Origin of the sequence: Comamonas sp. wu1-DMT, assembly GCF_040187805.1 — a bacterium.
Taxonomy (GTDB): domain Bacteria; phylum Pseudomonadota; class Gammaproteobacteria; order Burkholderiales; family Burkholderiaceae_C; genus Comamonas; species Comamonas thiooxydans.
The window spans coordinates 571,708-590,875 of sequence record NZ_JBANEM010000001.1; the positions used below are offsets into that span (position 1 = coordinate 571,708).

A 19,168-nucleotide genomic window follows, 5' to 3' on the forward strand; every position below is an offset into this window, starting at 1 on the left:
TTCAGTTCAATCCCGAAAAATCTGTCAAATCATGGACTTAGCTCTGCCAAAAACAGGTTTCGCCATGAATTGCCCAAAAAAAACGGGCGGTATGTACCCGCCCGTTTGGTCGTGAAGCCGTGATTGTAGCCGCAAACCACTGTTTTCGCAAAAAGTGTCTCGCATAAAACAGCGATCAACGCAAGACTTCCTGCAGGTCATCAGCGCGCAACAATCGCTGCAGCAAATCCTGGGCCTCCTGCACATCGGCGGGCCTCGCCGCCGCATCTGCGGGCAGGGATTGCAGCATCCGCGCCAGCACCCCCGTCTGCGGAAGCACAGGCCCCAGAAATCTGGCCTGCTCGCCCTGCGCCACCAAAATGGACGGAAAGGTTTCTATGTCCAGATCGCCAGCGACATCCTCACGGTCTTCCACATCGAGCCAGACAAAACGCATCTGTGGAAACTGGGCAGCAAGAGCCTCGAAGGGCTGCCGGTACTGTTTACAGGTACCACACCAGTCAGCACAGAGGCAGACAACCAGCCATGCGTCTGCTTTTGTAATTTCTTGTTTCATTTCACGAACTCTGGGCAGGCCTTCGCACACGCCCCTGCATTGATCCTGGCAATGGTAGCGCCAGATGCCCCCAAGGACTCAAACCCCGGTCATCACCCCACCAGCGCGCATTGAGACCCTTGAAGCTGCCGCACTCTATCCCTATTATTTTCCTGAATGCGGGCGCAGCAATGGCAGCAGCCAAGGCAACAGTCTTGCGCCCATCTTTTGACAAGAAGATTGGTGACTCCATGGATTACAAGGACTATTACAAGATACTTGGCGTGGACAAAAAGGCCTCCACCGAGGACATCAAAAAGGCCTATCGCAAACTCGCCCGCAAATACCACCCCGACATCAGCAAGGAAAAAGACGCGGCTGCTCGCATGGCCGAGGTCAACGAAGCCAACACCGTGCTCTCCGACCCCGAAAAGCGCGCCGCCTACGACGCCATGGGCGACGAAATGCAGTTTGCTCAAAATGCCAGAGCTCAGGGCAAGGGAGGCTTTCGCCCGCCGCCCGACTGGGATCAGCAGGACTTTCACTTCAGCAGCCAGGGCGATGCCGGCAGCGACGCCGATTTCAGCGACTTTTTCTCGCAGATGTTCGGCCAGGCCGCTCGTGCACGGCGCCATCAGGGCCAGCAAGGCGCGCGCAGCACCCCAGACATGCGCGGCCAGGACCAGCATGCCAGCATAGAGCTGGATCTGCAGGACAGCTATAGCGGCGCCGTGCGCTCGCTGCATCTGCGCAGCACCGTGCTCGACGACCAGGGCATCCCCACCCACAAGGACAAGGAGCTGCAGGTCACCATTCCCAAGGGCGTGCGCGAGGGCCAGATGATTCGCCTTGCCGGTCAGGGCAACCCGGGTCTGGGCAAGGGTGCGCCAGGCGATCTGCTGCTGGAGGTGCACTTCCGTAGCGACCCGCGCTGGTGGTCCGAGGGCAAGGATGTCTACCAGCGAGTGCCGCTCGCGCCCTGGGAAGCCGAGCTCGGTGGCCCCGTCCCCTTCAAGACGCTGGCCGGGGAACTGGAAGTCACCGTGCCCGCCGGCTATCGCTCGGGTCGCAAGCTGCGCCTCAAGGGCAAGGGCCTGCCCGCCGCCACGCCGGGTGATCTGTACCTGGTGCTGGATGTGGTCTTCCCACCCGCGGCGACACCCGCGCAAAAGCAGGCTTATGCCGACTTTGCCAGGGCCTTCCCGCAGTTCGATGCCCGCAGCCTGAGTTGAAAGGTTTTCCCATGAGCCCCTCCCACTACCCTTTCTACGAGCCTGCCGAGTTGCTGGAACAGGCCGTGCTCGATCTGCACGAGCTGGCGCGCCATTGCTGCACCAGCCCGCAATGGGTGATCGAGCATGTGCAGACAGGCGTCATCAGCTACGACAACGAAGGTCAGCTGCGCGAGATCAGCCACGAGCAATGGCGCTTCAGCAGCCAGACGCTGGTGCGTGCACGCCGCATTGCCCAGCTGGAACACAGCTTCGACGCCGACCCTCAGCTCGCCGCCCTGACCACCGATCTCATCGAGGAAGTGCAGCAGCTGCGCCGCAAGCTGAAAAATCTTCAGGGATGAGCAAACCAACGCTCTGAAGCCGTGAAAAGCAAAAAGCCCTCGCACCGAAGTGACGAGGGCTTTTTTGCGGGCCGCACACCAGGGCGCAGCCTGCCGCAGGAATTAGCCGTGGCGCTTGCCGGGCTGCTTCTTGCTGCGAGTGTGCGAACCACGCTCCAGGCTCACGCGCTGGCCACGGCCGGGAGTGGGCAGGGTCACGCCATTGGGTGCCTGGGGACGGGGAGTGGCCTTGCGGTCTGCTTCGGTAACGATCTTATTGCCCATGTCGAATTCTCAATTGGGAGGTTGAAAAGGATCAATTAGGCCACAGCCAGAGAATTCGCGCCAAATAAATACAGACTTTCGAGTGCGGATTCAGTGTTTTTCAGCGAATGCCTGCCTCGCGAATCAGTGAACCGACAGCAATTGCAGGCATTCAAAGCCTCAAACCTTTGAAGGGAAGGCACTGCTCGCCATCACATTCAGACCGCCGGAGGCTCGGCAACGACCCCGGCGGCCTCGACCAACTGGCGCGTGTATGCCTGCCTCGGCGCAGTCAGCACCGCCTGCACATCGCCCCGCTCCACGATCTGCCCGTCCTTCATGACCAGCACCTCATGGGCCATGGCGCGAATCACATCCACATCGTGGGTGATGAGCAGATAGGCCAGACCACGCTCCTTCTGCAGCCGCTGCAACAGGGCCAGCACCTGCTGCTGAATGGTGACGTCGAGTGCACTCGTGGGCTCGTCCAGCACCAGGACCTCGGGCTCCATGATGAGCGCGCGTGAAATCGCCAGGCGCTGCCGCTGCCCGCCCGAGAATTCATGCGGATAGCGCTGCAGCAGGCCGGGAAACTGGGCCTCGGTCAAGCCCACCTCTTCGAGCATCTTGAGCACGCGCTCGCGCCGCGGCCCGGCAGCGAGCTCAGGGGCATGGATCTGCAGGCCTTCGCCGACGATCTCCTCCACCGTCATGCGCGGCGACAGCGAGGAAAACGGATCCTGGAACACCACCTGGATCTTGCGCCGCAGCGCCAGATTGGCGGCGCTGTTGCGGATTGCCGGCTGCTGCCATTGCCTGCCGGCCACCTGCAGCCCCCCGGCCGCAGGCAACAACCCCAGCACGGCCTGGGCCAACGTGGATTTACCGGAGCCCGATTCACCGATCACGCCCAGGGTACGGCCGGGCCGCAGCAGCATATCCGCGCCCTTGACCGCGACGAACGCGCCCTTTTTGAACCAGCCGCGAATGCCGGGCAAGGGCGTGGCATAGCTCACCTGCAAGGCCTGGGTCTGCACCACGGCAGCCTCACCGGCCGGCACGGTCTCATCCGCCACATTGCGCACCGGCCGGCTGGCCAGCAGCTTGCGGGTATAGGCATGCTGCGGGTTCCGCATGAGATCGGCCACCGCGCCCTGCTCCACGAGACGGCCTTTTTCCATGACGGCCACGCGGTCGGCAAAGCGGCGCACCAGGTTCAGGTCATGCGTGATCATCAGCACGGCCATGCCGGTCTGCCGCTGCAGATCGGCCAGCAAATCCAGGATCTGGCCACGCAGCGTCACATCCAGCGCCGTTGTCGGCTCGTCGGCCAGCAGCAGCCGGGGACGGCTGGCCAGGGCCATGGCGATCATGGCGCGCTGACGCTGGCCACCGCTGAGCTGGTGCGGAAAGCTCTGCGCGCGACGCTCTGGCTCAGGGATGCCGGTAGTGGCCAGCAGCTCGACGGCCTGCTTCAAGGCCTGCGCCCGGCTCAAGGCCTGCTTGAGCTGCAGCACCTCCGCCACCTGCGCGCCGACGGTCATCAGCGGGTTCAGCGCCGTCATCGGCTCCTGAAAGATCATGGCGATATCGCCGCCGCGTATGCCCTGCATCTCGCGCTCCGAAAGCCCCAGCAGATCGCGCCCGTCCAGCAGGGCCCGGCCACCCAGCTGTGCATCGCCCACCAGACGCAGCAGCGACAGCGCCGTGACCGACTTGCCCGAGCCGGACTCCCCCACCAGCGCCAGCTTTTCACCGGCAGCCATCTCGAAGCTCACGCCCTGCACCACGGGCTTGCCCGCAAAAGACACACTCAGATCGTGCACGCTCAGCAACTGGCTGCGGCTCTCAATCCCATACTTTTCCTGGCTCATGGCTTGCCTCCTGCGCGCTTTGCAGCCTCGGTACGTGCCTGCTTGCGCGGGTCCAGCGCATCGCGCAGGGCGTCGCCCATAAAGGTCAGCAGCAGCAGCGTGATGACCAGCACGCCAAAGGTGGACAGGGAAATCCACCAGGCATCGATATTGTTCTTGCCCTGGCTCAGCAGCTCGCCCAGGCTTGGCGTGCCTGGCGGGACGCCCAGACCCAGAAAATCGAGCGAGGTCAGCGCCAGGATGGCCCCGCTCATGCGAAACGGCAAAAAGGTGATCACCGGCGTCATGCTGTTGGGCAGAATGTGGCGAAAGATGATGGAACGATTGCTGGCACCCAGGGCCTGGGCGGATTTCACATAGTCGAGCTGGCGATTGCGCAGAAACTCGGCTCTCACATAGTCGGCCAGACCCATCCAGCCGAACAGGCTCAGCAGGATCAGCAGCAGCGAGACACTGGGCGCAAACAGCGCGCTGAAGATGATGAGCAGGTAGAGCTCGGGCATGGAGCCCCAGATTTCCGTCAGGCGCTGGAAGGCCAGATCCGTCTTGCCGCCAAAAAAGCCCTGCACCGCCCCCGCCAGCACGCCCAGCAGCACGCCCACGGCCGTCAGCGCCAGGCCGAACAGCACGCTGACACGAAAACCGTAGATGAGCTGCGCCAGCAGATCGCGCCCCCGGTCGTCGGTGCCCAGCCAGTTGTCGGCCGACGGCGCAGAAGGATTGGGCGACTTGGCAAAGTAGTTGATGGTGGACTTGCCATAGCGGTTGATTGGGAAGATCGCCCAGTTGTCGCCCTCGCCGAGCCTTTGCCGGATGAAGGGATCGAGGTAATCGGTCGGCGTATGGAAATCGCCGCCAAACGTGGTTTCCGGGTAATCGTGCAGCAGCGGCAGATAGGTCTGCCCCTCGTAGCGCACGATGAGCGGTTTGTCGTTGGACAGCAGTTCGGCAAACAGGCTGAGCAACACCAGCACCGAGAAGATCAGCAGGCTGACAAAGCCCAGTCGATTGCCTTTGAAGCGCCGCCAGGCCCGGCGCCCCGGGGATTCGGACTTGGCAGCAGGCGTCGCTGGCACACGCTCCACTCCTGTATTCATAGCTTCTTGCGCTTGCAGGGCAATGGTTTGAGGCTTATCTTGCATAAATCAGTCAAACTTGACCCGGGGGTCCACCCAGACATAGCAAAGATCGCTGATGAGCTTGGTCACCAGGCCGATCAGCGTGAACAGATACAGCGTGCCCAGCACCACGGGAAAGTCGCGCCGGATCACGCTTTCATAGCTGAGCAGACCCAGGCCGTCGAGCGAGAACAGGGTCTCGATCAGCAGCGCGCCGGCAAAGAAGGCACCGATGAAAGCCGAGGGAAAGCCCGTGACGATGGGAATCAGCGCATTGCGAAACACATGCTTGTAGAGCACCTGGCGCTCGGACAGGCCCTTGGCGCGGGCCGTCAGCACATACTGCTTGCGGATCTCTTCGAGAAACGAGTTCTTGGTCAGCATGGCCGTCACGGCAAAGCTGCCGGCCACCATGGCGGTCACGGGCAGCGCGATATGCCAGAGATAGTCCGCCACCTTGCCCATGGTGCTGAGTTCGTCGAAATTGGCCGATGTCAGCCCGCGCAGCGGAAACCACTGCAGCTGCCCGCCAAAGACGACCAGCAGCGCCACGCCCAGCACAAAGCCCGGGATGGCATAGCCGATGAGAATCACGATTGTGGTCGCCAGATCGAAGCGCGAGCCGGCCCGCACGGCCTTGGCCACGCCAAGGGGCACAGCCACCAGATAGCTGATGAAAAACGTCCACAGCCCCAGGCTGATGGAGACCGGCAGTTTTTCCTTGACCAGCGCCCAGACGCTTTTGTTCTGAAAAAAGCTGGTGCCCAGATCGAAGCGCGCGAACTGACCCAGCATCTGCACAAAGCGTTCTACCGGCGGCTTGTCAAAGCCGTACAGCGCCTTGATCTCTTCAAGCCGCTTGGGGTCCACGCCCTGGCCGCCCCGGTAGCTCATGGCAGCACCTTCGGCGCCGTGTCCGGCACCGGCCTTGGCCTCGGCCAGATACTGCTCCACCGGGCCACCGGGCACGAACTGGATGACCACAAAGGTCAGCAGCAGCACGCCCAGCAGCGTGGGGATCATCAGCAAAATGCGTTTGAGAATATAGGCAAACATCTTCGATCAACCCTTGTTTTCAGCCGCGGCGGCGATGGCCACAGCGCCGGGCCGCCCCAAGCAGGGCCAGCCCCCTCGGGGGCAGCAACCCGTGCAACGGTGGAGCGCGGGGGCCACTTTACCTGGGCCGCAGCGCCGGGCCGCCCCAAGCAAGGCCAGCCCCCTTGGGGGGCAGCGACCCGTGCAACGGTGGAGCGTGGGGGCCACTTTACCTGGGCCGCCGCGCCGGGCCGCCCCAAGCAAGGCCAGCCCCCTCGGGGGGCAGCGACCCGTGCAACGGCGGAGCGTGGGGGCCACCTTACTTGGCCCACCAGGCATAGACGGCCCATAGCTCGCCTGGAGAATAGGCCGGAATCTGCCCCGGCAGCGCCAACTTCCAGGCGTCATAGACCATGCGATGCGTGCCCGAGTAATACTGGGGGATCAGGTAATGGCCTTGGACGATGATGCGCTCCAGCGCGTGGCAGGCGGGCAGCATCTGCTGCTCGGACTTGGCCGCAGCCATCTGGGCGATGATGGCATCCACGGCCTTGCTCTTGAGACCGACATAGTTCGAGGCCCCCTCCACATCGGCGGCAGCGCTGCCGAACAGCTCGGCATATTCCTGGCCCGGATTGTGCGTGCCGGGCACGTTGAGCGTCACGATGTCGAAATCGTATTTGTCCATGCGCTGCTGATAGAGCGCGTAGTCCACATTGCGCACCTTGAGCGTGATGCCCAGCTTTTCCAGATTGCGCATCCAGCTGCTGACGATCTTGACACCGCTCTCGCTGCTGTCCAGATATTCCAGCACCATGGGCTCGCCCCCGGCATTGCGCAAGGCTCCATCCCTGACCGTCCAGCCGGCATCGGCCAGCAGCTTCTGCGCACGCCGCAGATTGCCGCGCAGGCCGTCAGGCCCATCGGTGCGTGGCGGCTGGGCCATCTGCCCCAGCGTGCCTGGCGGCAGACTGCTCTCATAGGGCTTGAGCAGGGCCAACTCGGCATCGCTGGGATCGCCCGTGGTTTCGCAAGCGGTGTTGCCAAACAATCCATGCACGCGCTGATATGCGCCATAGAACATCTGACGGCTCATCCACTCAAAGTCATAAGCCAGGCCCAAGGCCTCGCGCACACGCACATCCTTGAGCAGCTCACGCCGCGTATTCAGGAAAAAACTCTGAAAGCCCGAGGGCAGCTTGTTCTCGAACGCGCCCTTGACCAGTTCGCCCGAGGCGAAGCGACGCCCCGTCAGACGCCTGGCCCAGTCGCCCGCGCTGTTGATGCGCATGAGATCGAACTCACCGGCCTTGAGTGCCTCCAGCCGCGCCGTGTTGTCCTTGTAGATCTTGATGGTGATTCGGTCAAAATTGGCCAAACCGACACGCACCGGCAAGGCTGCCCCCCAATACTTAGGGTCGCGAACATAGCTGATGTCCTTGCCAAACTTGACCGGCCCTATCTTGTAGGGCCCGCTGCCGATGGGCGTGTCCATCACCACCTGATCGAAGGCCTTGGGCTTGCCATCCGCGCCCAGCCCCCAGTCACGGCTGAACACCGGCAACAGAGCGCCCACGGTCAGCGGCAGGTCGCGGTTGGGCTTTTTGAAGCGAAAGCGCACCGTGCGCTCGTCGAGCACATCACAGGCAGCCACCTCGGCAAACAGCGTCTTGTAGCCGGGCGAGACATATTTGCTCAGCAGTGTCTCGTAGCTGTGCTTCACATCCTGGGCCAGCACGGGCTTTCCGTTGTGAAAGCGCGCCTGCTTGCGCAATTTGAATGTCGCGGACAGGCCGTCGGCCGCCACCTCCACATCCTCGGCCAGCAGGCCGTAGCCCGTGGCCGTCTCGTCGAGACTGGGGGTCAACAGGGTCTCGAACAGCATGTCCGCCAGGTAGGCAGGCGGCGAGCCCTTGATGGTGAAGGGGTTGTACTTGTCGAAGGTCGAATAGCGCAGATTGCTGACCATGCGCAACTCGCCGCCCTTGGGCGCTTGAGGATTCACATAGTCAAAGTGCCTGAAGTCGGCCGCGTACCTGGGCTGACCCCAGAGCGCATAGCCATGTGCTGCCAGGGCAGGTGTGGCAACTTGGCTGCTGACAATCAGGGCTGAGCAAATCATCCAATGGCGCATGCGACAATTCTGCCCTACCCCGACTGATTCGCACCCAGTTCGAACAGATACGTTTTCAAAGATGGCGCGTCTGCCACAGATGCAGCCATCGTCTCTTTCAATTTTCTTTGGAGAACAACAATGGGTTTTCTCGCCGGTAAAAAGCTGCTGATCACGGGCGTTCTGTCCAACCGTTCCATTGCCTACGGCATTGCCAAGGCCTGCCATGAGCAAGGCGCAGAACTGGCTTTCAGCTATGTGGGCGAACGCTTCAAGGACCGCATCACCGAATTTGCTGCCGACTTCGACTCCAAGCTGGTGTTCGACTGCGACGTGGGCGACGACGCCCAGATCGAAAAGCTGTTCGCCGACCTGGGTGCCACCTGGGGCAAGTTCGACGGCTTTGTGCACTCCATCGGTTTTGCCCCCCGTGAAGCCATTGCCGGCAACTTCCTCGACGGCCTGAGCCGCGAGAACTTCAAGATCGCCCACGATATCAGCGCCTACAGCTTCCCTGCCATGGCCAAGGCAGCCCTGCCTTACCTGAACGACAAGTCCTCGCTGCTGACCCTGTCCTACCTGGGTGCTCTGCGCTCCATCCCCAACTACAACACCATGGGCCTGGCCAAGGCATCGCTGGAAGCATCCGTGCGTTACCTGGCAGAAGCCGTGGGCCGCACTGCCGACGGCCGCGCCATTCGTGCCAACGGCATCTCCGCCGGCCCCATCAAGACTCTGGCAGCCTCCGGCATCAAGGACTTCGGCAAGCTGCTGGGCCGCGTGGCCGACGCCGCTCCTCTGCGCCGCAACGTGACCATTGAAGACGTGGGCAATGTCGCGGCTTTCCTGCTGTCCGACCTGGCCTCCGGCGTGACCGCCGAGATCACCTATGTGGACGGCGGCTTCAGCCAGACTGCAGGCCTGTCTGCCGATCAGGTCTGAGCCCCAGGCTTTTGACGACACCAGCCCCGCAGGCCTCAGCAGCCTGCGGGGCTTTGTTTTTTGGGGCCGTGCCCGACATCTTGGCCCTTGCCCTACAAGCGCGGCAAAGCACTGACGCTATGGTTCACAGTGTTTTCTCTATGGTTCTGACGAATATTCAAGAGGAGCTTACATGCCATATCGTTTTCTCGTCCTGGCCGCATCCGCTGCTGCCCTGACGGCCTGCAGCACTCCCGAGCCCCAGCCCGCCCAGGCCATCGCCAGGCTGCAGGCCACTTCGGGCAGCAAGGTCGGCGGCGATGTGAAATTCACCCAGAAGACCGGCCAGCAGGTGGTGGTCAATGCCGTGATTCACGGCCTCAAGCCCAATTCCGAGCATGGCTTTCACATCCACGACAAGGGCGACTGCGGCGACAACGGCAATGCCGCTGCCGGCCACTTCAACCCGCTGGGCAATCCGCATGGCAAATATGACTCGACCCAGCACCATATGGGCGACCTGCCCAGCCTGAAGGCCGACTCCAACGGCGTGGCCACCGTCAACGTACAGTCGGCGGACATCACCTTGCTGGCCGGCCCTGGCAATGTCATAGGCCGGGCGGTCATCGTCCATGCACAGCCCGACGACTACACCACCCAGCCCACGGGCAATGCCGGCGCGCGCATCGCCTGCGCCGTTATCAGCCGCGACTGAAGGTCTTGCCCCTTTGACAAAAGCCGCTGCCTGGCTGCAGCGGCTTTTTCATTGAAATCGCCGTAATTACTGATGGATAAGCCGCTGATAGCCATGTTTTTTGATATGGGTTCGTACCCGCATCGACAGCATAGGCTCCGCGCTCTAGCATGAGCTGCCTCTTTACCGGGAGATAGCCATGCCTGAGCCACGGCATCGCCCCCTGCGGGAATGCATTCTCTGGCTGGTCTGTGCCTGCCTCTGCATGGGCTTTGTTGCCGTGCGGGCCCAGACCACGACACAGCCGCCTTCGCTGATGCTGGCCCAGGTCTGGCGCAGCGGCCTACCGCTGCAGGACTATTGGGTCAGCGAGAAACTGGATGGCGTACGCGGCTACTGGAACGGCCATCAGCTCGTCAGCCGTGGCGGGCAGCGGATCGCGACGCCAGAGTGGTTTGTCCGGGACTGGCCGGCCACCCCCATGGATGGCGAGCTCTGGGCCGGACGCGGCCGGTTTGCCCATGCCCAGTCCACCACGGCACAGGCCATCCCGGACGATCGGGCCTGGCGCCAGATGAGATTCATGGTGTTTGATCTGCCCGCGGCTCCGGGCAGCTTTGACCAGCGCCTGCCGCTGCTGCAGCGCACCGTCAGGGCCATTGCCCAGGACTGGGTGCAGATGGTGGAGCAGCGCAAGCTGAGCTCGGAAGCCGAATTGCGGCAATGGCTGCACACAGTCGTCAAAGGCGGCGGCGAGGGCTTGATGCTGCACAAAGGCAGCGCCCCCTATCGCCCGGGCCGCAGCGACGATCTGCTCAAGCTCAAGCCTTTCGATGATGCCGAAGCCCGGGTCATAGGCTACAAAAGCGGACGCGGACAGTGGCAGGGCATGACGGGTGCGCTGCTGGTGCAGACCCCGGACGGCAAGCAGTTTTCACTGGGCTCCGGACTGACGACACAAATGCGCAAAAGCCCGCCCGCGCTCGGCAGCTGGGTCACCTACCGCTACCAGGGCCTGCACGAAAAAAGCGGGCTGCCGCGCTTTGCCCGCTTTTTGCGCGTGCGCAGCGAGCCGGGCTTTCAGCCCGAGCAGGCAGGCCCGTGACTCGGGCTTCATCGCTGCCTGCGACTGCCGGCCCTGCGCCTCAAGCCCAGGGCGCCCAAACCTACGGCAGTTGCGCCCCCAGGTCGCGTGCAGCCTGCAACACGTTTTTGACATAGCGTTCGTCATAGCGATGCGCGGGCATGGTCAGCGTCAGGGCAGCGGCCAGCTCCCCGCTGCGGCGAAAAACCGGGGCCGAGATGCCGGCGATCTCGCTATGCCTGTCGCCCACCAGGGCTTCGTAGCCATCGGCCCGTACACGCGCATAGTGGTTGCGATTCCTCTTCACCCAGTCGCTCAGCTCCGGATCGAAAGCGACCAGCACACGCCCGCCAGCTCCCTTATCCAGGGGGAGCAGATCGCCGGCACGCGCATGATCGCGTACCGGGTGCGGCGAATCCACGCGGTACAGACACAGGCGTTCACGCCCCTGGCGCACATGGTAGGCAGCGCTCTCGCCTGTGGCCTGAACCAGTACGCGCAGTACCGGCATGACCAGCTTGTCCAGCGAGAAGCTCTGTTCGTAAACCGCATGCAGCCTGGCCACGGCCGAGCCCACCGCATAGCGCCCGTCATCCTGGCGCTGAACCCAGCCGCCATGCTCCAAAGAGGCCAGCAATCGCAGCACCGTGCTCTTGTAAAGGCGCGTGCGCTCGGCCAGCTCGGCCAGGCTCAGCGCGGCATCGCCATCCTGGAATGCGCCCAGCACGCTGAGGGCGCGGTCCACTGCGGCCACACCGCCAGGCGCGGCATTCTCGTCGGCTACGGATTCATTCAGGGATTTACGCGGCATAAAAACTCCTGCCCCTCAGCTTGACAGGGCATCAGTACGCAAGGCAATATTTCAATAGAAAGAATTAAGTTCTATTAGATAGAACAACATTAAAGCATTGTGCCAGCTGCAATGCAAGTATGAAATCCAAGTGAGGCAACCATGTCATTCCCCCAGCGTTTCGATCTCCTGATCAGCGAAGTCGGCCCCCGCGACGGCCTGCAGTCGGTCTCGGCCACCATGAGCACGGCCCATAAATACGCCTGGATCGATGCTCTGGTGGCAGCGGGCGTGCAGGAGATCGAGGTCGGCTCCTTTGTCTCGCCCAAACTGCTGCCGCAGATGGCCGATGCCGCCGAGGTCGTGCGCCACGCCGTCACCCATCCCGGCGTCACCATCATGGCCCTGGTGCCCAATCTCAAGGGCGCCGAAGCCGCCATGCGCGCCGGCGCGCACAAGATCACGCTGCCCGTATCGGCCAGCCCCGCGCACTCCATGGCCAATGTGCGCAAGACCCCGGCGCAGATGGTGGAAGAAGTGCGTGCCATCGCCAGGCTGCGCGACGAAATGGCCCCAGCCGTACATATAGAAGCCGGCATCTCCACCGCCTTCGGCTGTACCTTGCAGGGCCTGGTGCCCGAAGACGAGGTGATTGCGCTGGCTGCCTCCTGCGTGGCCGCCGGCGCCGACGAATCGGGGCTGTCCGACACCACGGGCATGGCCAACCCGGCCCAGGTCAAGCGCCTGTTCACGCGCCTGCGCAGCGAACTCGGCGACAAGGCTGGCGCCGCACATATGCACAACACCCGAGGCCTGGGCCTGGCCAACTGCCTGGCCGCCTATGAAGCCGGCGTACGCACTTTCGACGCCTCCCAGGCCGGACTGGGCGGCTGCCCCTATGCCCCCGGCGCCTCGGGCAATGTGGTGACCGAAGATCTGGTCTTCATGTTCGAAGCCATGGGGCTGCGCACCGGCATTGACATTGAACGATTGCTTGCAGCGCGAGAAACGCTGGCCGCCGGCCTGCCGGGCGAGGCACTCTACGGCATGCTGCCACCCGCAGGCCTGCCCAAGGGCTTTGTGCCTCAGCGCTACTGATCACACAGCGGCTCGCCCATGAGCCGAAGACAAGAAGAGATGAATATGCACGCCTCAACCGAAACCGCCGAGACTTCCTCCCCCCCTGCCCTATAGCGGCATCCGCGTGGTGGAGTTCACCCATATGGTCATGGGCCCCAGCTGCGGCCTGATGCTGGCCGACCTGGGCGCCGAAGTCATCAAGGTCGAGCCCGTGGGCCACGGCCGCAATGGCGATGCCACGCGCAAGCTGCTGGGCTCGGGCTCGGGCTTTTTCCCGCTGTTCAACCGCAACAAGAAAAGCCTGACGCTGGATCTGCAGACCCCCGAAGGCAAGGAGGCCGCGCTCAAGCTGATCGCCACGGCCGATGTGGTGACCGAGAACTTCAAGCCCGGCACCATGAAGAAGCTGGGCCTGGACTATGAAAGTCTCAAGCAACAATTCCCACGCCTCATCTATGTGAGTCACAAGGGCTTTCTGCCCGGCCCCTACGAACACCGCACGGCCCTCGACGAGGTGGTGCAGATGATGGGCGGCCTGGCCTATATGACGGGCCGGCCCGGCGACCCGCTGCGCGCGGGCACCAGTGTCAACGACATCATGGGCGGCATGTTCGGTGCCATGGGAGCCATGGCCGCCCTGGCCCAGCGCGAGAAGACCGGCAAGGGCCAGGAAGTGCAGAGCGCTCTGTTCGAGAACAATGTGTTTCTGATCGCCCAGCACATGATGCAGTACGCGGTGACCGGCAAGCCTGCAGCACCCATGCCCGCACGCATTTCGGCCTGGGCGATCTACGACGTGTTCGAGGTTCAGGGCGGCGAGCAGATCTTTCTGGCCGTGGTCAGCGACGGAGCATGGCGCGAGTTCTGCAACGCCTTTGGCCTGGAGCAGCTGCGTGACGATCCGCACCTTGGCAGCAACAACGACCGCGTGCAGGCCCGCAGCTGGCTGATGCCGCTGCTGCGCGAAACCATGGCCGGCTACAGCGCCGCACATATCGCCAACGTCTTCGAGGACAAGGGCCTGCCGTTCGCGCCCATCGCCCGCCCGCACGATCTGCTCGAGGACCCGCACCTGAACGCCACCGGTGCGCTGGCACCCATCACCTTGCCCGACGGCCGCGACAGCAAGACCGTGCTGCTGCCGCTGACCCTGGACGGCAAGCATCTGCAGGTGCGCCTCTCGCCGCCCAAGCTCGGCGAGCACAGCCTGGAGATTCTGACAGCGCTGGGCTATAGCCAGGCCCAGGCCCAGGCGCTGGCACAGGGCCAGCCCGACTGAGTGGCCCTGCGGGGCCATCGCCCCGCACGACTCACCCACCCCAGAACAGGGCGCCCAAGCGCGCCCTGCGGGGATTCTTTCGCCCCATTTCCATCATTCAGGAGACAAAACCATGCCGCACAGCCCCTCTTCCCGACACCCGAACCGCCGCCTGGCGATGGCAGCATGCGCGCTGACGGCCATGACGCTGGCCGCCGGCAGTGCTGCGGCCCAGCCCGGCGAATGGCCTGCCAAGTCGATCCGCATGGTCGTGCCCTTCACGCCTGGCGGCGGCACCGACACGGTGACGCGCCAGATCAGCGAACGCATGGCGACCGCGAATCGCTGGGTCATCGTGGTGGACAACAAGCCCGGCGCGGGCGGCAATATCGGCCTCGATGCCGTCGCCAAGGCGCCGGCCGACGGCTATACCTTCGGCATGGGGCAGACCGCCAATCTGGCCATCAATCCCTCGCTGCTGCCCAGCATGCCGTTCAACGCCAAGACCGATCTGCTTCCCGTGGCGCTGGTGGCCTCGCAGCCTGTGGTGCTGGTCGTGCCCACCGATTCGCCCTGGAAATCGCTGCAGGATCTGATCGCCGCGGCCAAGGCCCAGCCAGGAGCCATCAAGCAAGGTCTGGCTTCCACGGGCACGGTGGGCCATCTGGCGGGGGAAATGCTTTCCTACAAGGCCAAGATCGATGTGCTCAACGTGCCCTACAAAGGCGCCGCGCCGGCGGTGACCGACCTGCTGGGCAAGCAGACCCACTATATGTTCGGCACGCCTCAGGCGGTCTACCCCATGATCAAGGGCCAGCGCCTGCGCGCACTGGCCGTGACCTCGGCCAAGCGTCTTGCCATCCTGCCCCAGGTCCCCACCGTGGCCGAGTCCGGCTTTCCGGGCTTTGAAGCCGTGGACTGGAAGCTGATCGTGGCCCCCAGAAACACGCCCGCCGCGCTGGCGCAGAAGATCAACGCCGCAGTGAACACCGGCCTGCAGGACCCTGCCGTGCTCAAGCAGCTGCAGTCCGAAGGCAGCACACCCATGGGCGGCAGCCTTCAGGATGCCCAGGCCTATCTGCAAAAGGAGCAGGCCAGCTGGGCCGCGCTGATCCGCGATGCGAAGATCACGCTGGAATAGTCATCAAAAGCAGGAGCAGCTTGCGCAATAACCACCTATGTCTCAAATAGGTTCATGCCTATACAAAACTCAGGTCAAGCGCAAGCAGCTACTATTTTTGCTTCATGCAGCGCAGCCCCTGAATGAACAGCACGGCCAGGCTCGCGCCCGCGGCATTGGCCAGCGCATCCAGCCACTCGGCTGACCGCGTGGTGGAGAAGCCGGCCTGCAGCAACTCGATCACGCCGCCGTAGCCGGCACAGACCAGCACCACGGCCAGTGCTTGCCCGGCGGTCCAGCGCAAGCCCGTAGCATGCGCACGGGCCAGCCCCGCGCAGCAGAGCAAACCCGCCAGCACCGTATGCAGGCCGGCATGCACCAGCTTGTCCGTGTGCGCGAAGCCACTCAGAAACGGGAACAGCCTGAGAATCAGCCCACCGCTGCTGCCTGTCTCATTGAGGCAGCCCCAGAGCATGAACAAGGCCCAGCCCAGGCTGGCTGCCGCCAACAGCTTCCACAGAGGCACGGCGCCAGCCGGTTGCAGGAATGAATGCATGGCAGGGATATGAAAAAGCCCGAAGTGCAGGCACTCCGGGCTGATGTGCAAAAAGGCCGGGATCGCCCCGACCTTGCAAAAGCCAAGGCTTATGCAGCCTTCCTTGCCGTTTTGGCCGCAGCCTTCACCGCAGGCTTTGCGACGGACTTGGCTGCCGCCTTTTTTGCCGGCTTTGTTGCCGGCTTTTTGGCGGGTGTCTTGGCAACTGTCGTGGCTCCGGGCGCCGCAGCCGTCTTCTTGGCAGCGGGCTTCTTCACCGCAGCAGTCTTCTTCGCTGCCACAGGCTTGGCGCTTTCCTCGGCCACGCAGTCCGCGTAGTAGCGGATTTCGCCGTTTTCGTCTTCCAGCTCGACCAGACCGTGGATATCGGTCTCGAAGCCCGGGCACTCCTTGGCGAATTCGCGCGCGAACACCAGGTAGTCCACGATCTTCTTGTTGAAGACTTCACCGGGGATCAGCAGCGGAATTCCGGGTGGGTAAGGCGTGACCAGACCCACGGTGGTGCGGCCGACCAGATGGTCGATTTCCACGCGCTCGGTCTTGCGCTGCGCGATATGCGCGTAGGCATCCGAGGGCTTCATCGTGGGCTTGAGATCCGACAGATACATCTCGGTCGTCAGGCGTGCGATGTCGTACTTGGCATACAGCTCGTGCACATGCTGGCACAGATCACGCAGACCCATGCGCTCGTAGCGGCGGTGCTGCTGGCAGAACTCGGGCAGGATGCGCGCCAGCGGCTGATTGCGGTCGTAGTCGTCCTTGAACTGCTGCAGCGCAGTCAGCATGGTGTTCCAGCGGCCCTTGGTAATGCCGATGGTGAACATGATGAAGAAGGAATACAGGCCGGTCTTCTCGACCACCACGCCATGCTCGGCCAGGTACTTGGTGACGATGGACGCGGGAATGCCGGTGTCGGCAAAGTCGCCGTCCAGGTCCAGGCCGGGCGTGACGATCGTGGACTTGATCGGGTCCAGCATGTTGAAGCCGTCGGCCAGATCGCCAAAGCCGTGCCAGTTGTCGAACTCCTTGCCGTTCTTCTTGGAGCGGGTCTTGGTCGATGCGTCCGTGCCGCGGATGATCCAGTCCTGGGCCGTGCCCACGCCCTCCTCGGCCAGGGCTTCAGGCCCCCAGACCTCGAACCACCAGTCGTCGTCGCCGAACTCGTCCTCCACCTTGCGCATGGCACGGCGGAAGTCCAGCGCCTCGACAATCGACTCTTCCACCAGCGCCGTGCCGCCGGGTGGCTCCATCATGGCGGCAGCCACGTCGCAGCTGGCAATGATGCTGTACTGGGGGCTGGTCGAGGTGTGCATCAGATACGCCTCGTTGAACAGCGGGTGATCCAGCTTCTCGGTCTGGCTGTCCTGCACCAGCACATGCGAGGCCTGGCTGATGCCAGCGAGCAGCTTGTGGATGGACTGGGTGGCATAGACCACCGAGTGCATCGGGCGCTTGCGCTTCTTGCCCATGGCGTGATAGCTGCCATAGAAGGGATGGAAGGCAGCGTGGGGCAGCCAAGCTTCATCGAAGTGCAGATTGGCCACATAGCCGTCCAGCATGCCCTTGATGGTCTCGGTGTTGTAGAGCACGCCGTCGTAGGTGGACTGCGTCAGCGTCAGCACGCGGGGCTTGACGGCCTTGGCATCCACGCCCTTGAGCAGCGGGTTGGCGGCAATCTTGGCCTGAATCGACTCCACGCTGAATTCGCTTTGCGGAATCGGGCCGATGATGCCGAAGTGGTTGCGCGTGGGCTTGAGGAACACCGGAATCGCACCCGTCATGATGATGGAGTGCAGGATGGACTTGTGGCAGTTGCGATCCACCACCACCACATCGCCGGGTGCCACGGTGTGGTGCCAGACGATCTTGTTGGAGGTCGATGTGCCATTGGTCACAAAGTAGCAGTGATCGGCATTGAAGATGCGTGCCGCATTGCGCTCGGACTCGCCGATGGCGCCGTTGTGGTCCAGCAGCTGGCCCAGTTCCTCCACGGCATTGCAGACGTCGGCGCGCAGCATGTTCTCACCGTAGAACTGGTGATACATCTGGCCCACGGGGCTCTTGAGAAAGGCCACGCCACCCGAGTGACCGGGGCAGTGCCAGCTGTAGGAGCCGTCTTCGGCGTAGTCCAGCAGCGCCTTGAAGAACGGGGGCTGCACGCTCTCCAGATAGCTCTTGGCTTCGCGGATGATGTGCTTGGCCACGAACTCGGGCGTGTCCTCGAACATGTGAATGAAGCCATGCAGCTCACGCAGAATGTCGTTGGGCAGGTGACGGCTGGTCTTGGTCTCGCCGTAGATATAGATGGGCACCTCCTCATTCTTGCGGCGCACTTCACCGATGAAGTCGCGCAGGCTGTGAATGATGGGGTCCTTGTCACCGCCGAGCTGGAATTCCTCGTCGTCGATCGACAAAATAAAGGCACTGGCCCGGCTTTGCTGCTGGGCGAACTGCGACAGATCGCCATAGCTGGTCACGCCCAGGACTTCAAAGCCCTCTTCTTCAATGGCTTGAGCCAGGGCGCGAATGCCCAGTCCCGAGGTGTTCTCGGAACGATAGTCCTCGTCGATGATGACGATGGGAAAGCGAAACTTCATGAACAGCCTCCGTACCAATCAGGCCTAAAAAACGAAACAGCCGCGAAGTGTAAGGAATATCCTTATTGCGGCTTTGAAACAGGCTGTTTTTAACCCAGAATGTGGTGCACTAAATACAGGCCTTAACAGGAGCTCAGGTATGGATCACTCCACCGCGTGGTGGTTGCTTGTCGGTTTGCTGGTCATTGCGGAGCTGTTGACCGGCACTTTCTATCTCCTCATGCTGGCTCTGGGTGCCATTGCCGGAGCGCTTTGCGCTCATTTCGGCCTGGGCACCAGCAGCCAGATCGTCGCTGCCGCCCTGCTGGGCTCCGGTGCCGTCCTCGTCTGCTATCTGCTGCGCAAGCGCAGCCCGCGCAGACAGCCCGCGTCCAGCAATCGCGATGTCAACCTGGATGTGGGCGAAACCGTGGTCATCGAACAGTGGAACACCGACGGCACGGCCCAGGTCCGCTATCGCGGCGCCACCTGGACTGTCATGGGACGCCAGGGCGCGCTGCCCATTCCGGGCCCGCATCGCGTGGCCGAAGTCATTGGCAACCGCCTGCTGGTTGACAAGATCTGATCATCGACC

At 62.9% G+C, this 19,168-nt stretch carries 18 protein-coding genes; 9 read left to right on the plus strand and 9 right to left on the minus strand.

The features are described 5' to 3' along the window. Positions 1–175: 175 nt before the first annotated feature. Complete coding sequence (locus tag V8Z78_RS02640) at positions 176–556, minus strand: thioredoxin family protein (protein WP_034349992.1); 381 nt, start codon at positions 554–556, stop codon at positions 176–178. A 230-nt stretch (positions 557–786) separates the two neighbouring features. On the opposite strand from V8Z78_RS02640, the gene V8Z78_RS02645 reads away from it, so the two are divergent. Beyond that, a complete protein-coding gene (locus tag V8Z78_RS02645; RefSeq protein WP_034361624.1) occupies positions 787–1,767 on the plus strand; it encodes a DnaJ C-terminal domain-containing protein in 981 nt (326 codons plus the stop codon). An 11-nt stretch (positions 1,768–1,778) separates the two neighbouring features. Continuing rightward, the gene (locus V8Z78_RS02650) at positions 1,779–2,111 is read left to right on the plus strand and encodes a chaperone modulator CbpM (RefSeq protein ID WP_003063164.1); all 333 of its coding nucleotides are present in this window, start codon (positions 1,779–1,781) and stop codon (positions 2,109–2,111) included. 102 nt (positions 2,112–2,213) lie between these two features. Here V8Z78_RS02650 and V8Z78_RS02655 read toward each other — a convergent pair whose 3' ends face one another. The 5 genes from V8Z78_RS02655 to V8Z78_RS02675 all read right to left on the minus strand — a co-directional run bounded on the left by V8Z78_RS02655 (position 2,214) and on the right by V8Z78_RS02675 (position 8,515). Then, positions 2,214–2,375 carry a hypothetical protein gene (locus tag V8Z78_RS02655; RefSeq protein WP_003056362.1) on the minus strand — a complete coding sequence of 54 codons (162 nt, stop codon included), beginning with the start codon at positions 2,373–2,375 and terminating at the stop codon, positions 2,214–2,216. Between the two features lie 197 nt (positions 2,376–2,572). Further along, complete coding sequence (locus V8Z78_RS02660; protein ID WP_349730841.1) at positions 2,573–4,228, minus strand: ABC transporter ATP-binding protein; 1,656 nt, start codon at positions 4,226–4,228, stop codon at positions 2,573–2,575. Then, the gene (locus V8Z78_RS02665; RefSeq protein WP_148747900.1) at positions 4,225–5,325 is read right to left on the minus strand and encodes an ABC transporter permease; all 1,101 of its coding nucleotides are present in this window, start codon (positions 5,323–5,325) and stop codon (positions 4,225–4,227) included. Before V8Z78_RS02665 ends, V8Z78_RS02660 begins: the two co-directional genes overlap by 4 nt. 48 nt (positions 5,326–5,373) lie before the next feature. Further along, a complete protein-coding gene (locus V8Z78_RS02670; protein ID WP_012837909.1) occupies positions 5,374–6,402 on the minus strand; it encodes a microcin C ABC transporter permease YejB in 1,029 nt (342 codons plus the stop codon). Between the two features lie 298 nt (positions 6,403–6,700). Further along, entirely contained in the window at positions 6,701–8,515 is a 1,815-nt protein-coding gene (locus V8Z78_RS02675) for an extracellular solute-binding protein (protein ID WP_349730842.1), read from the minus strand. A 120-nt stretch (positions 8,516–8,635) separates the two neighbouring features. Between V8Z78_RS02675 and fabI the strand changes: the two genes are divergently transcribed. From fabI to V8Z78_RS02690, 3 genes are all read left to right on the plus strand, one after another. Beyond that, positions 8,636–9,436: an enoyl-ACP reductase FabI gene (gene fabI / locus V8Z78_RS02680; protein ID WP_003063172.1), complete on the plus strand. Its 801-nt coding sequence runs from the start codon at positions 8,636–8,638 to the stop codon at positions 9,434–9,436. 172 nt (positions 9,437–9,608) lie between these two features. Continuing rightward, positions 9,609–10,130: a superoxide dismutase family protein gene (locus V8Z78_RS02685; protein ID WP_003063174.1), complete on the plus strand. Its 522-nt coding sequence runs from the start codon at positions 9,609–9,611 to the stop codon at positions 10,128–10,130. Positions 10,131–10,308: 178 nt separating this feature from the next. After that, positions 10,309–11,214, plus strand: coding sequence for a DNA ligase (locus V8Z78_RS02690; protein ID WP_349730843.1), 906 nt, complete (start codon positions 10,309–10,311; stop codon positions 11,212–11,214). Between the two features lie 61 nt (positions 11,215–11,275). Here V8Z78_RS02690 and V8Z78_RS02695 read toward each other — a convergent pair whose 3' ends face one another. Beyond that, on the minus strand, positions 11,276–12,004 hold the full coding sequence (locus V8Z78_RS02695; protein WP_349730844.1) for an IclR family transcriptional regulator: 729 nt from the start codon (positions 12,002–12,004) through the stop codon (positions 11,276–11,278). Positions 12,005–12,145: 141 nt separating this feature from the next. Here V8Z78_RS02695 and V8Z78_RS02700 point away from each other — a divergent pair, with 141 nt between their 5' ends. The 3 genes from V8Z78_RS02700 to V8Z78_RS02710 all read left to right on the plus strand — a co-directional run bounded on the left by V8Z78_RS02700 (position 12,146) and on the right by V8Z78_RS02710 (position 15,462). After that, positions 12,146–13,081, plus strand: coding sequence for a hydroxymethylglutaryl-CoA lyase (locus V8Z78_RS02700; RefSeq protein WP_349730845.1), 936 nt, complete (start codon positions 12,146–12,148; stop codon positions 13,079–13,081). Between the two features lie 124 nt (positions 13,082–13,205). Next, positions 13,206–14,342: a CaiB/BaiF CoA transferase family protein gene (locus V8Z78_RS02705; protein WP_349730971.1), complete on the plus strand. Its 1,137-nt coding sequence runs from the start codon at positions 13,206–13,208 to the stop codon at positions 14,340–14,342. 157 nt (positions 14,343–14,499) lie between these two features. Continuing rightward, on the plus strand, positions 14,500–15,462 hold the full coding sequence (locus tag V8Z78_RS02710) for a Bug family tripartite tricarboxylate transporter substrate binding protein (RefSeq protein ID WP_100086387.1): 963 nt from the start codon (positions 14,500–14,502) through the stop codon (positions 15,460–15,462). Positions 15,463–15,553: 91 nt separating this feature from the next. Here V8Z78_RS02710 and V8Z78_RS02715 read toward each other — a convergent pair whose 3' ends face one another. Further along, complete coding sequence (locus tag V8Z78_RS02715; protein WP_034361583.1) at positions 15,554–15,997, minus strand: VanZ family protein; 444 nt, start codon at positions 15,995–15,997, stop codon at positions 15,554–15,556. Positions 15,998–16,086: 89 nt separating this feature from the next. Then, a complete protein-coding gene (locus V8Z78_RS02720; RefSeq protein ID WP_349730846.1) occupies positions 16,087–18,594 on the minus strand; it encodes an Orn/Lys/Arg family decarboxylase in 2,508 nt (835 codons plus the stop codon). 139 nt (positions 18,595–18,733) lie between these two features. On the opposite strand from V8Z78_RS02720, the gene V8Z78_RS02725 reads away from it, so the two are divergent. Beyond that, positions 18,734–19,159, plus strand: a complete 426-nt coding sequence (locus V8Z78_RS02725) for an NfeD family protein (RefSeq protein ID WP_003063189.1) — start codon at positions 18,734–18,736, stop codon at positions 19,157–19,159. Positions 19,160–19,168 lie beyond the last annotated feature (9 nt).